Origin of the sequence: Leptotrichia sp. oral taxon 221 (assembly GCF_018128245.1) — a bacterium.
Lineage (GTDB): Bacteria > Fusobacteriota > Fusobacteriia > Fusobacteriales > Leptotrichiaceae > JABCPH02.
This window is the reverse complement of record NZ_CP072378.1, coordinates 89,040-102,450: the sequence shown is the minus strand read 5'-3', so window position 1 is coordinate 102,450 and position 13,411 is coordinate 89,040. Positions and strand designations below refer to the sequence as shown.

Below are 13,411 nucleotides of genomic sequence, written 5' to 3'. Positions count from 1 at the left end.
GAAACAACTCCTTTTATTTTTCTAATCTCTTCACAATCTCTCCATACACCCTCTCAACACTAATTCCAGGTATCCCCCTATAATAATCCTTCCTATACGCATACTGATGTTCAGGTATTTTCACAATATTATTATCATAAAATTCATTATCCTCAATAACATTACTCTTCTCTTTCCAAGGAAAAAATCCTAACGAACGTTTCCCTGGTCCAAAAATTCCAATCACAAATGGTTTCTCAAATCCACTAGCAATATGAATCGGAGAACTATCATTCCCCACAACTACATCTGTATACGACAAAAGTGCCGAAAATTCCAACAAATTTATTTCTCCTCTTAAATCAATCACATTTCTCTTAGAAAATTTTAAAGGTAATCCCTTTTCAACCTTACTACCTGTAATAACTATCACATTTTTAGAATCCTCAGACAACCTCTGTATCACTTCTCTATATTTCTCAATCGGCCACATCTTCTCAGGTCTTTGACTCCCAGGTGCAACAACAATTATCTTCTTTGTTGCTTCTTCATAGCCACTTTTTTCTAAAATATTTCTAATCTTCATTTTATTCTCATCAGTCGGATAAATTCTAATTGGAATTCTCTCTCCCTCGTAATCAACCAAATCCAACAATCTCTCAACCTCATGCTTTTTCATATCATAATGCACCTTTTTATCCAACATCCACGCTCCACTAGCCACATCAAACCCAACAATTTTAGGTATCCCAGCTAACTTCGCAAGTGCAATAGACCTTATAAATCTATGAGGTATCACCGCATAATCATATTTTTTCTCTTTCAAAATCTTCAAAATCCTAAAAAAACCTCTAATTCCCTTATCTTTACCCTTTTTATCATATAACATAATCTCATTCAAATTTGGATTATTGTCAATAATGCTTTTGTTCGCTGGCAAAGTCAAATAATCTATAACTGAATCTGGATACATATCTTTCAATCTTTGAATCAACGGCGTTGATAACACAATATCTCCAATAAACGCTGTATGTATAATTAATATTTTCATATCTCACCTTTTTCTCGTTTTCTTTTGTGAATTATACCATAAATTACAACATTTTTTAAACTTTTATTTTGACAACGACAAAATAAAAAACATAAGGCAAATAGATTTAATCAAATTTTTAATTAAAAAAAGAGGAACCAGTTATAATATTCAATCAATCCTATTAAAAAGCGATCCTCATAAAAATATCAGATTAAAGACTTTTTTTAATATTTTCCCAATATTTTGCCTTCAAACTTTCATTTGAACAGGAGCAAATATTTTGTATTCAAGGAAAGAAGAATATCTGATGAGTGAAGTTCTAAAGAAAGTACCCCGAAGTAGAATGATTTAAAAAAGATAATCCGAAATATTTATTATGCATTTGACAGCTGCCCCTATATTTTTTTACTCTGTCCATTCTCAACTGTCCGTTAACAAACATGGTATATTTCTAATACACTATTCATATGAAAGGTTTCTCCTTAATGTGGTTTGGTAGACTTACAATGTATAAAAATCTTTCTTTTTTTATATACTCTTGTTACATATGTATTATCTCACAACAAAAAAATTACAAAATTTTAAAAAAGTTGTTGACAAAATAATATAAATAGTGTATAATACTTCTTGTCTTGAAGAAGATTTGTTGGGCTGTCGCCAAGCGGTAAGGCACTGGACTTTGACTCCAGCATGCAATGGTTCGAATCCATTCAGCCCAGCCATATTTTTTTATTAACTATGCTAAATTAATACTATTAAAGTATTAGATATAGCATTTTTTTATTTTATATAGAAATTTTTTCATTTATTATAGAAGAATTAAACTATATGAATGTCTTACAAATAAAAATAATTTTACTAAAACAAAATATCTATATACTATCTCATAAATTTTGTCACCTTACAAAAGAATTGACAAGATTTTATGGTAACCTTTAAAACACCGTAAGTCTTTGCAAAAAATAAAGCCACAGTATGCTGATTATTGAAAAAGTATAGTAAAAATCATCTCGTCAGAAAACCATTTGTAGCGTTTAAGTTCATTATTTTCCTATTTCTTATCTACATATTTTCGACGTTCACTACCCAAAAGCAGTTAACAGTTCTTTTGACAAACCCTTTACTTTTAAATTTATTCTTTCTTTCAGTGGAATAAAAAAATCTATCGTCAACTTTTTTTGACATAAACCCTAAACAATATTTCAAAAGCCTTTATGATAAATAGTAAATTGTTGCTCAAAAGAAAGTTTGAAAGAAAAAATATTTTTTAAAAAGTTTTTACAAGTAAAGAAAAATCTGATCTTCTCTAATCATAAAGAAAACCACCTTTCAATAGGATTTGGAGATTATATTGTAACTGGTTTCCTCATTTTTGTTAATTAAAAATTTGATTAAATTTATTTGCTCCTATATTTTTTACTCTGTCCTACTATAATTGATATATTCCAATTAACATGGGATGCTATAAAACAGTAAATATTGAGTTTTATTATATTTAAAGAGATGTAATCTTAAAAAGATTGTGGAGAAATTACAAAATCTCAATCAACTTTTTAATATTTAAGATGTATTTGTATACTAAATATCAATAAATATAGCTTTTGAAATTATCCCTATATTATTAGAATATATAATACTATAATTTTAAAATTGTCGAAACATCCTTTTTATGATATAATAAAACTTATAAATTAAAATGTATTTTAAATATGATAATAATATTTTTTATTCTCAATAGAATAATAAAAATTTTAAAATTATACTTTAACTTTTTCAAAGATAATAAAAATTTTTATTGTATTTATTATCGTAATACATAAAATTTTACATTTAATAAAAAATTATAAAAATGCACTTAGCATAGAATGGAAGGACATATGAAATTAATTGTTGGATTAGGAAATCCTGGAGAGCAGTATAAATTGACAAGACACAATATTGGATTTATTTTTATTGATGAATATTTAAAAGAGAATAACATCAATGATATTAGAGAAAAATTTAAATCTGAATTTATTCAAACAAATTTTCAAAATGAAAAAATATTTTATCAAAAACCTCTGACATATATGAATTTAAGCGGTGAAGCAATAGCTGAAGCAGTAAAATTTTTTAAAATTGATCCAAAAACCGAACTTTTTGTAATTTATGATGATATGGACATGAAATTTGGTAAATTAAAAATAAAAAAAGAAGGTAGTGCTGGAGGACATAACGGTATCAAATCCATTATTAGTCACATTGGAAAAGATTTTATTCGAATTAAATATGGAATTGGAAAGCCAGAATTGAAAGAAGAAACAATAAAACATGTTCTTGGAAAATTTACTCCTGAAGAAAAAGAAATTTTAAAAGAAAGCAGAAAAAAAATCTTCAACTTAATAGAAGATATCAAAACAAATACTTCAGTAGAAAAACTAATGAATAAATACAATTCAAAAAAATAATAAAATGAGAGTGTAAACTTTTTGTGTAAATAACCTAGAGAACATTATATCAGTGGACTTATATATACATTTGCATAAAAATTTTTACACTCTCAAAATTAAATTAGACACTCTCTTACTCATAAAATTTTTATTCAATACTATTTAAAAATTTAATCGCTCTAACAACATAATACCTATTTCTTTCTTATTTTAAAATATCTATTATTATCTTTATACCAAGAGTGAACTACTCCCGCTTTTAGAAGCGGGAGCTTCTTGGGAAGTACCTGCTTTTGCTAGCCAAATATATTTACCAAGCTCTTCGGGTAGTTCCTACCCTGTCTTTTTATTTCCTAATATTTCAAAATCTCTTTTCCAATGTTTTTTATATTCAGTGCCGCATTATAATCTCTATCAATCTCAATTCCACAGCACTCACATTTATAGCTTCTTTCTGATAATTTCAGTTCCTCTTTAACATTTCCACATTTACTACAAGTTTTCGACGACGGAAACCACTTATCTATCTTCAAAAATTGTTTCCCTAAAAACATCAGTTTATACTCAAGCATCCTCAAAAACATTCCCCATCCATTATCTCCTATACTTTTTCCAAAATTTAATGCCTGGCTCATCCCTTTCATATTCAAATCCTCAACAACCACAGCATTATATGTTTCAGACAATTTTTTCGATAATTTATGTAAAAAATCTCTTCGACAATTTTTAATATATTCATGTAATTTTGATATTTTCGCTTTCAATTGAGCATTTGAAAGTGCCAAACTGTCTACTTCTTTCAAAAATTGATTTTCACTTTTCAAACTAGCAGGTGTAATTATTTTATTTTTTCCAGTTTCTTCATAAAATTTATTCGCAGTATACAAAATCGTATTGTAAACAAAACGAACACATCCAAAAGTCTTGTTTATCAATAATTTCTGTTCCTTATTTGGATAAATTCTGTATTTGAATGCTAAATTATATTTCATAAATTACACCTCCTTTTGATTTTGAATATTATTTTTAATTATTTTTTTTAGAAATTTTATCATTAATGATTTCTCTTCTATATTTTATACAAAAATTGTATCATAAGTATATATTTTTTTCAATTTTTTTACAAAAAAAGCAATTCATCTTCCACTTATAGAAGTCGGAGACTTCTTGCTATCTTTTGTTAAAAATTAAAGAAAAATATAATAAAAAAAATGGCGTCCCCGGTTGGACTCGAACCAACGACCCTCTGATTAACAGTCAGATGCTCTAACCAGCTGAGCTACGGAGACACTCTTTTTTAATAAGAATATATATTAAAAAGTTTGGCAATTTCCTATTTTCCCTAGATAACTCTAAGTATCTTCGGCGTAAACAGACTTAACTACTGGGTTCGAAATGTAACCAGGTGTATCCCTGTCGCTATTGTCACCAAACTTAAAACTTAATAAAGACAATGAGAAATAAATAGTATGGTAAAAAGAATATTAAAAGCTTTCGTATTATTAGTACTGGTCAGCTAAATATATCTCTATACTTACACCTCCAGCCTATCACCACCTGTTCTCGATGGATACTAAAAGAACACTCATCTCAAAGTGGGCTTCTCACTTAGATGCTTTCAGCGATTATCCCTTCCAAACGTGACTACTCAGCCATGCCACTGGCGTGACAACTGATACATCAGAGGTTTGTCCATCCCGGTCCTCTCGTACTAAGGACAGATCTTTTCAATATTCTAGCGCCTGCAGTGGATAGGGACCGAACTGTCTCACGACGTTCTGAACCCAGCTCGCGTGCCTCTTTAATGGGCGAACAGCCCAACCCTTGGGACCTTCTCCAGCCCCAGGATGAGACGAGCCGACATCGAGGTGCCAAACACTTCCGTCGATATGGACTCTTGGGAAGTATCAGCCTGTTATCCCCGGGGTAGCTTTTATCCGTTGAGCGATGGCCCTTCCATACGGAACCACCGGATCACTAACTCCTACTTTCGTACCTGCTCGACCCGTCAGTCTCGCAGTCAAGCTCCCTTATGCGTTTGCACTCTTAGGTTGATTTCCATCCAACCTGAGGGAACCTTTGAACGCCTCCGTTACTCTTTTGGAGGCGACCGCCCCAGTCAAACTGCCCACCTAGCACTGTCTCCGATACCAGATTAGAATTTCAACAACATATGGTTGGTATTCCAACAGCGACTCTGTAACAACTGACGCCATTACTTCACAGTCTCCCAACTATCCTATACACACATTGCCAAAACCCAATGCCAAGCTACAGTAAAGCTCCACGGGGTCTTTCCGTCCTACTGCAGGTAGTCGGTATCTTCACCGACATTACAACTTCACCAGGCCTCCAGCCAAGACAGCTCTCAAATCATTTCACCATTCGTGCAGGTCGGAACTTACCCGACAAGGAATTTCGCTACCTTAGGACCGTTATAGTTACGGCCGCCGTTCACCGGGGCTTCAATTCGGATCTCTCAATCCTCCTCTTAACCTTCCGGCACTGGGCAGGTGTCAGCCCATATACGTCGCCTTTCAGCTTAGCATAGACCTGTGTTTTTGGTAAACAGTTGCTTGAGACTCTTCACTGCGACCTATTTCCCCTTGAAGTGTTTCTCTTCTCAAGTAATATAGGCACCCCTTCTCCCGAAGTTACGGGGCTATTTTGCAGAGTTCCTTAGCTAGAGTTAGCCTGTCGGCCTTAAGTTTCTCACTCTGTCCACCTGTGTCGGTTTACAGTACGGGCACTTAATTTCCTCCTTAGAAGTTTTTCTTGGCAGTGTAGGATTTGTGACTTACACCAAGAGGTGCTTACCCATCAGTTCTCACGTTTAAGCATACGGATTTGCCTATATGCTCACGCTATTTCCTTAGAAAGGCTAAACCGTCAGCCTTCTCACATACCTTCCTGCGTCACTCCATCAGTAATAACGTTAATTAAGTGGTATAGGAATATTAACCTATTTTCCATTCGCCTGCGCTACTTAGCCTCGGCTTAGGTCCCGACTTCCCCAGGGCGGACAAACCTTCCCCTGGAAACCTTGGACTTCCGGCCGGCGGGATTCTCACCCGCCTTCTCGCTACTCATTCCTGCATTCTCACTTCTGATACCTCCAGCAGGCCTTACAGCCTGCCTTCATCGGCTTACAGAACGCTCTCCTACCAAGATGCGAAAGCATCTTCCACAGCTTCGGTTTATGTCTTAGCCCCGTTACATCTTCGGCGCAGATACTCTCGACCAGTGAGCTATTACGCACTCTTTTAAGGTATGGCTGCTTCTAAGCCAACCTCCTGGTTGTCTGTGAATATCCACCTCCTTTCCCACTTAGACATAATTAGGGACCTTAGCTGGTGGTCTGGGCTGTTCCCCTTTTGTCCACGGACCTTATCATCCATAGACTCACTCCTAATCATTAATATATGGTATTCGTAGTTTGCTTGATTTCGGTAAGCAATACGCCCCCTAGATCATACAGTACTCTACCCCCACATATCTTAAAATTAAGGCTGCACCTAAATGCATTTCGGAGAGAACGAGCTATCTCCTAGTTCGATTGGCTTTTCACCCCTAGACCTATCTCATCTCCCAACTTTTCAACGGCGGTGAGTTCGGTCCTCCACTAAGTCTTACCTTAGCTTCAACCTGGACAGGCCTAGATCACTAGGTTTCGCGTCTATGACATATGACTTATCGCCCTATTAAGACTCGGTTTCCCTTCGGCTCCATTCTTTTTAACCTTGCCATATATCATAACTCGCAGGATGATTAACCAAAATCCACGCAGTCACTCTTGCGAGCTCCTACCGTTTGTAAGCACACGGTTTCAAATTCTATTTCACTCCCTTACTCAGGGTTCTTTTCACCTTTCCCTCACGGTACTCTTCTCTATCGGTCAACAAAAGTATTTAGCCTTACGTGATATGGTCCACGCAGATTCACACCAAATTCCTCGTGCTTGATGCTACTCGGGTGCTTTAAGTTTTACTAATAGTTTTATGTTCTACAGGACTATCACCTTCTTTGGTCCAGCTTCCCAGCTGTGTTCCACTTACTCTACTAGTAAAATGACTTTATGGCTATTAGTCTATTAAAGTCCCTCTACCCCATATACACAACGTCGCCAACTTACATGTATATGGTTTAGGCTATTCTCCGTTCGCTCGCCGCTACTTAGAGAATCGTTTTTACTTTCTTTTCCTCCCGTTACTTAGATGTTTCAGTTCACGGACTTACCTCTTTCGTATATGTGATCTACACATATAGGTTTTCCCATTCGGAGATCTTGGTATCAAAGGTTATGTGCACCTCCACCAAGCTTTTCGCAGCTTATCACGTCCTTCATCGGCTTTTGTTGCCTAGGCATCCTCCGTGTGCCCTTAATAGCTTTTTATTCTAACTCTAACAGTTTTCCTGTTTTCATTGTAATCTTTTTACCTACTATTCATTTCCCATTGTCCTTATGCTAGAAGAAACATAATCCAAACAGATTTAGTATTTATATACTCCTTAGAAAGGAGGTGATCCATCCGCACCTTCCGGTACGGATACCTTGTTACGACTTCACCCCAATCACTATCCACACCTTAGGTACCTTCCTCCTTACGGTTGAACCAGTAACTTCAGGTGCAAACAACTCTCGTGGTGTGACGGGCGGTGTGTACAAGACCCGAGAACGTATTCACCGCAACATTGCTGATTTGCGATTACTAGCGATTCCAACTTCATGAAGTCGAGTTGCAGACTTCAATCCGAACTTAGATTGGCTTTTTAGTTTTGCTCCACGTCACCGTTTTGCTCCTCTTTGTACCAACCATTGTAGCACGTGTGTAGCCCAGATCATAAGGGGCATGATGACTTGACGTCATCCCCACCTTCCTCCTGCTCTTCGCAGGCAGTCTAGTTAGAGTCCCCAACTTAATGATGGTAACTAACTATAGGGGTTGCGCTCGTTGCGGGACTTAACCCAACATCTCACGACACGAGCTGTCGACAGCCATGCACCACCTGTCTCTACGTTCCCGAAGGCACAGCCTGTTCTCACAGGCCTACGTAGGATGTCAAGATCTGGTAAGGTTCCTCGCGTTGCGTCGAATTAAACCACATGCTCCACCGCTTGTGCGGGTCCCCGTCAATTCCTTTGAGTTTCAACCTTGCGGTCGTACTCCCCAGGCGGATTACTTATCGCATTAGCTTCGGCACAGACACTCTTCATGCCCACACCCAGTAATCATCGTTTACAGCTAGGACTACCAGGGTATCTAATCCTGTTTGCTCCCCTAGCTTTCGCACTTCAGCGTCAGTTGCTGTCCAGTGGACTATCTTCATCATCGGCATTCCTACACATATCTACGAATTTCACCTCTACTCGTGTAGTTCCGTCCACCTCTCCAGCACTCTAGATATACAGTTTCAAAGGCAAGCTTTGAGTTGAGCCCTAAGTTTTCACCCCTGACTTGTATATCCGCCTAGATGCCCTTTATGCCCAATAATTCCGGATAACGCTTGCGACATACGTATTACCGCGGCTGCTGGCACGTATTTAGCCGTCGCTTCTTCTGCAGGTACCGTCACTTTCTTCTTCCCTGCTGAAAGCACTTTACAATCCGAAAACCGTCTTCGTGCACACAGAATTGCTGGATCAGAGTCTCCTCCATTGTCCAATATTCCCCACTGCTGCCTCCCGTAAGAGTAAGGGCCGTATCTCAGTCCCCTTGTGGCCGTTCATCCTCTCAGACCGGCTACCTATCTTCGTCTTGGTGAGCCGTTACCTCACCAACTAACTAATAGGACGCAAAGCTCTCTCTTAGCATCTCTTTTCATTAAAGCTTCATGCGAAGCTTTAATAATATCTAGTCTTATCAGTCGTTTCCATCTGTTATCCCAGACTAAGAGGCAAGTTCTTTACGCGTTACTCACCCGTCCGCCATGGTTATCACGGTGCAAGCACCGTTTCCCCATTGACTTGCATGTGTTAAGCATTCTGTCAGCGTTCATCCTGAGCCAGGATCAAACTCTTCATTCAATATTTATTTTCACCTTTTAAAGTCTTATTGACAGGAACTTTTTTTATTATTAAAAGTCCTTATTTATCACATCTTTTATGGTATATGCTTCTTCTATTTATTTGTTTATTGTACATGATACATTTTTGTATCGACAAGAGGTATTATATCAAAAACAAAAAAAATTGTCAACTACTTTTTTTATTTTTTTTTAGTTTTTTTTGAATTTTATATTTTTTATAAAAATAATAATGATATAATGACGATTTTTACTATGTTTAAAGAGCATTTATATTATAATTTTTTTAATATGATGTATTTAGATAATATTTTTTATAGAAATGAAAAAATAAGGGAAGTGAGAAAATAAGAATTTTTATTAATAATCAATTCTTACTATTCTCATTTTATACTCTAACCTATAAATTAATAAAATTACATAAACTTAGATTTTAAGTTTAGTTTTAAAAGTAATTTTACTATATAAAATTATTTTTCAAAGAATTTTTTTAAATTTGGAGGGAAGTAATTCGGTCCTTTTATTACTTTTCCGTCTTCTCTGTAGATTGGTTGTCCATTTTCATCTAATTTGCTTAAGTTACTTCTGTGAATTTCTTCAAAAACATCATCTATAACGTTTTGCATCCCGTGTTCGATGATTGTACCACAAAGGATGTAAAGCATATCTCCTAATGCGTCGGCAACTTCTACTATATCTCCATTTTGAGCTGCTTCTAAATACTCTTCATTTTCTTCTTTCATTAAATTGAATCTTAATTTTTCTAATCCATCTTTTAATTTTCCGATTGGTTTTTCTGAGTTTCCTAATTTATAGATTCTGTGAAATTCTTCTACACATTCAATTTTTCTTTTCATTCTTTTTCCTTTCGATTTTTATTTTTTTAATTATGTTTTGTAATTTTTTTGCTACTATGACTTTTATAAAATAATAAACTCAGACAGGTTAAGTAAAATAACCTATTTGAGTTTATCTTTAATTTTAAATATTTATCTTCTTCTTCCTAGAAGTCTTAAAATGTAAATAAACAAGTTAACGAAATCTAAGTATAGTTGTAATGCACCGTGTATTTCAATTTTATCAAGTATTGAAGCATCTTCTTGCATTGCATAAGCTATTACGTTGCTTTTTATTCTATTTACATCAACAGCTATGAAGATTATAAATACTATAACTCCTATTATTGAAGTTATAAGCATTAATCCGTCACTTCTTAGGAATATATTTATTAAGCTCATTATGATTAATGAGATTATTCCTACTGTTAGTAAACTTGTGTATTTTGTTAAGTCTTCTTTTGTGCAGTAACCGTAAATTGCTAATACTGTAAATAAAACTACTGTACTTGCAAATGCGATAACTACTAAATCTAATCCGTAAGCGAATCCTAATGTTGACAATGTAACTCCATTTAATACTGAATAAATTAAAAACATTGCTCTTAGTGCTCCAGCACTTGATTTATAAGTTAGTGCTGTAAATGCTATTACTGTTACAAGTTCTAGTATTATTGCCCCTATCATTATTGGTCCGAATATTTCATTTGAAATAATTCCATTGGATACTGCGTTTAAAAAGAAAAAACCAGTAACTCCTGTAATGATTAGTCCTAAAACCATCCAAAGTATACTTCCTCTTACTTTTGATGTTACTAAACTTTGTAAATCTTCATAACTCATATACGTTCTGTAATTGTTTTCTTCTAAATTAACATTTCCCATTTTTATCACCTCTTGACAATATGGTCATTTTTTATTTTAAATGGCCTTAAGTATATTTTAGAATACTTCTTTTATAACTTTCTCTATTTTTCCTTTTTTTATTTATAGAAAAATTCTTTTTACAAACTATTTTGCAAATGGAACTTTTGATTCTTCGATTAAAATATTAACAATTTCATCAACAGATACATTTTGACTGTCTTGAGAACCGAACCTTCTTACGTTTACTTCGTTGTTAGCTACTTCATTTTTACCAATAATTAATTGTACTGGTATTTTTTGGTCTCCGTTTGCTTCTCTGATTTTGTATCCAATTTTTTCTACTCTTGTGTCAATTTCTACTCTGATTCCTGCTTCTTGTAACTTTTTGAATACTTCTTTTGCAAATGGAACTTGTTCATCAGAAATTGTTAAAATTCTTGCTTGAACTGGGGCTAGCCAAATTGGGAAAGCTCCTGCGTAATGTTCAATTAAAATTCCAAGGAATCTTTCTAAACTTCCGTACATTGCACGGTGAATCATTACTGGTTCATGTTTTTCTCCATCCGCACCAATGTAGCTCATTTCAAATCTTTGTGGCAAATTGAAATCTAATTGGATTGTTCCACATTGCCAAATTCTTCCGATTGAGTCTTTCATTTTGAAATCGATTTTTGGACCGTAGAATGCTCCATCTCCAGGATTTAATTTGTAATCAATTCCTTTGTGTTCCAAAGCTGATTTTAAATTAGTTTCTGCCATTTCCCAAATTTCGTCTGAACCAATTGCTTTATCTGGTTTTGTCGATAATTCAATGTGATATTCAAATCCGAATAAAGTATAAAATTTATCGTATAAATCAATAATTTCAATAATTTGTTCTTCAATTTGTTCTTTAGTACAGAAAACGTGCGCATCATCTTGTGTAAATGCTCTAACTCTCATAAGTCCATGCAAAGCTCCACTAAATTCATGTCTATGAACCAATCCCATTTCTCCATATTTTAATGGTAAATCTTTGTATGAATGTAAGTTGTTTTTGTAGGCAATTATTGAACCTGGGCAATTCATTGGCTTAATAGCGTATACTTTTTCATCAATTATTGATGTATACATATTTTCTCTATAATTAAACCAGTGTCCTGAAATTTCCCATAATTCTCTATCTAGCATAATTGGTGTTTTAATTTCTTGGTAACCTCTTTTTTTATGTTCAACTCTCCACATTTCTTGAAGTTTATTAAATAATTCAACACCTTTTGGCATAAAGAATGGGAACCCTGGTCCATGTTCATCTAAGAAAAATAAGTTAAGTTGTTTTCCTAGTTTTCTGTGATCTCTTCTTTCTGCTTCTTCCATCATTGTTAAGTAATCATCTAATTCTTTTTTACTCGCAAAAGCTACTCCGTAAATTCTTTGCAACATTTTGTTATCAGAATTTCCTCTCCAGTATGCTCCTGCTGTTGACATTAATTTAAATGCTTTTAAATATCCTGTTGAAGGAATGTGAGTTCCTCTACATAAATCTACAAATTCTCCTTGTTTATAAATGCTAACAGTATCTTCTCCTAAGTCATCAATTATTTCAACTTTGTAAGTTTCTCCTTTTTCTGCGAAGAATTTTTTAGCTTCTTCAGCACTCATTTCGCTTCTTTCAAAAGGATAATTTTCTTTTACAATTTTTTTCATTTCGTCTTCGATTTTTACTAAATCTTCTTCAGTAAATGGTTTTTCTGGGTCAAAATCATAAAAGAATCCATTTTCGATTACTGGACCTATTGTAACTTTTGTATTTGGGAATAATCTTTGAACAGCTTGTGCCATAATGTGTGCTGCACTGTGTCTTATGATTTCTATTCCTTTTTCACTTGTTGCTGTTATCAATTCTATATTTCCTGATTTTTCTATCAAATATGAAGGATCTACTTGCGTTCCGTCAATTATAGCTCCTACAGTTGCTTTTCCTAAGCTAGAACCTATGGTTTTAGCAAATTCCACTACTGTCATTGGTTTTTCTAGTTGTCTTTTGCTACCGTCAGGTAATATCATTTCTATCATTTTTTTCTCCTTCTTTCTAAAATTTAGTTTGATTTACAATTTATTTTTTGTGTTTTCAGTATATCACATGTGGGAAAATTCTTCAAACCTTTTTATTTTTTCCGTTCTCAATTTCTTACTTTTGCTTCAAAATTTTAATAAAAAATACTTATTAAGCACATTTTAGCAAAATAAGTATTTTTCGTATT

Annotated in this window: 6 protein-coding genes, 2 tRNA genes, 3 rRNA genes and 1 pseudogene; 2 read left to right on the top strand and 10 right to left on the bottom strand. The window is 34.3% G+C overall.

Annotated features, from left to right (window positions below; genetic code table 11):
- Positions 1 to 13 precede the first annotated feature (13 nt).
- Positions 14 to 1,030, bottom strand: coding sequence for a glycosyltransferase family 9 protein (locus J4863_RS00450; RefSeq protein WP_211618498.1), 1,017 nt, complete (start codon positions 1,028 to 1,030; stop codon positions 14 to 16).
- A 629-nt stretch (positions 1,031 to 1,659) separates the two neighbouring features.
- Here J4863_RS00450 and J4863_RS00445 point away from each other — a divergent pair.
- A tRNA-Gln gene (locus J4863_RS00445) sits at positions 1,660 to 1,734 on the top strand.
- A gap of 183 nt (positions 1,735 to 1,917) precedes the next feature.
- Here J4863_RS00445 and J4863_RS09385 read toward each other — a convergent pair.
- Positions 1,918 to 2,313: pseudogene (locus J4863_RS09385) on the bottom strand (ISLre2 family transposase); the annotation flags it as partial.
- Positions 2,314 to 2,889: 576 nt separating this feature from the next.
- Here J4863_RS09385 and pth point away from each other — a divergent pair.
- Positions 2,890 to 3,459 (top strand): aminoacyl-tRNA hydrolase, encoded by a 570-nt coding sequence (gene pth / locus J4863_RS00440; RefSeq protein WP_211618497.1) that lies wholly within the window; start codon positions 2,890 to 2,892, stop codon positions 3,457 to 3,459.
- A 335-nt stretch (positions 3,460 to 3,794) separates the two neighbouring features.
- Here pth and J4863_RS00435 read toward each other — a convergent pair whose 3' ends face one another.
- The 8 genes from J4863_RS00435 to thrS form a co-directional block, all read right to left on the bottom strand.
- The gene (locus tag J4863_RS00435; protein WP_211618496.1) at positions 3,795 to 4,433 is read right to left on the bottom strand and encodes an RNA-guided endonuclease TnpB family protein; all 639 of its coding nucleotides are present in this window, start codon (positions 4,431 to 4,433) and stop codon (positions 3,795 to 3,797) included.
- 220 nt (positions 4,434 to 4,653) lie between these two features.
- Positions 4,654 to 4,730, bottom strand: a tRNA-Asn gene (locus J4863_RS00430).
- A gap of 31 nt (positions 4,731 to 4,761) precedes the next feature.
- Positions 4,762 to 4,874, bottom strand: a 5S ribosomal RNA gene (rrf, locus tag J4863_RS00425).
- Between the two features lie 49 nt (positions 4,875 to 4,923).
- Positions 4,924 to 7,834: ribosomal RNA gene (locus J4863_RS00420) — 23S ribosomal RNA — on the bottom strand.
- Between the two features lie 120 nt (positions 7,835 to 7,954).
- Positions 7,955 to 9,466, bottom strand: a 16S ribosomal RNA gene (locus J4863_RS00415).
- Together the 16S, 23S and 5S rRNA genes with 1 tRNA gene alongside form the textbook arrangement of a ribosomal RNA operon.
- 469 nt (positions 9,467 to 9,935) lie before the next feature.
- Positions 9,936 to 10,322, bottom strand: coding sequence for a nucleoside triphosphate pyrophosphohydrolase family protein (locus tag J4863_RS00410; RefSeq protein WP_211618495.1), 387 nt, complete (start codon positions 10,320 to 10,322; stop codon positions 9,936 to 9,938).
- A 132-nt stretch (positions 10,323 to 10,454) separates the two neighbouring features.
- Positions 10,455 to 11,186: a Bax inhibitor-1/YccA family protein gene (locus J4863_RS00405; protein WP_211618494.1), complete on the bottom strand. Its 732-nt coding sequence runs from the start codon at positions 11,184 to 11,186 to the stop codon at positions 10,455 to 10,457.
- 126 nt (positions 11,187 to 11,312) lie between these two features.
- Positions 11,313 to 13,223 (bottom strand): threonine--tRNA ligase, encoded by a 1,911-nt coding sequence (gene thrS / locus J4863_RS00400; protein ID WP_211618493.1) that lies wholly within the window; start codon positions 13,221 to 13,223, stop codon positions 11,313 to 11,315.
- Positions 13,224 to 13,411 lie beyond the last annotated feature (188 nt).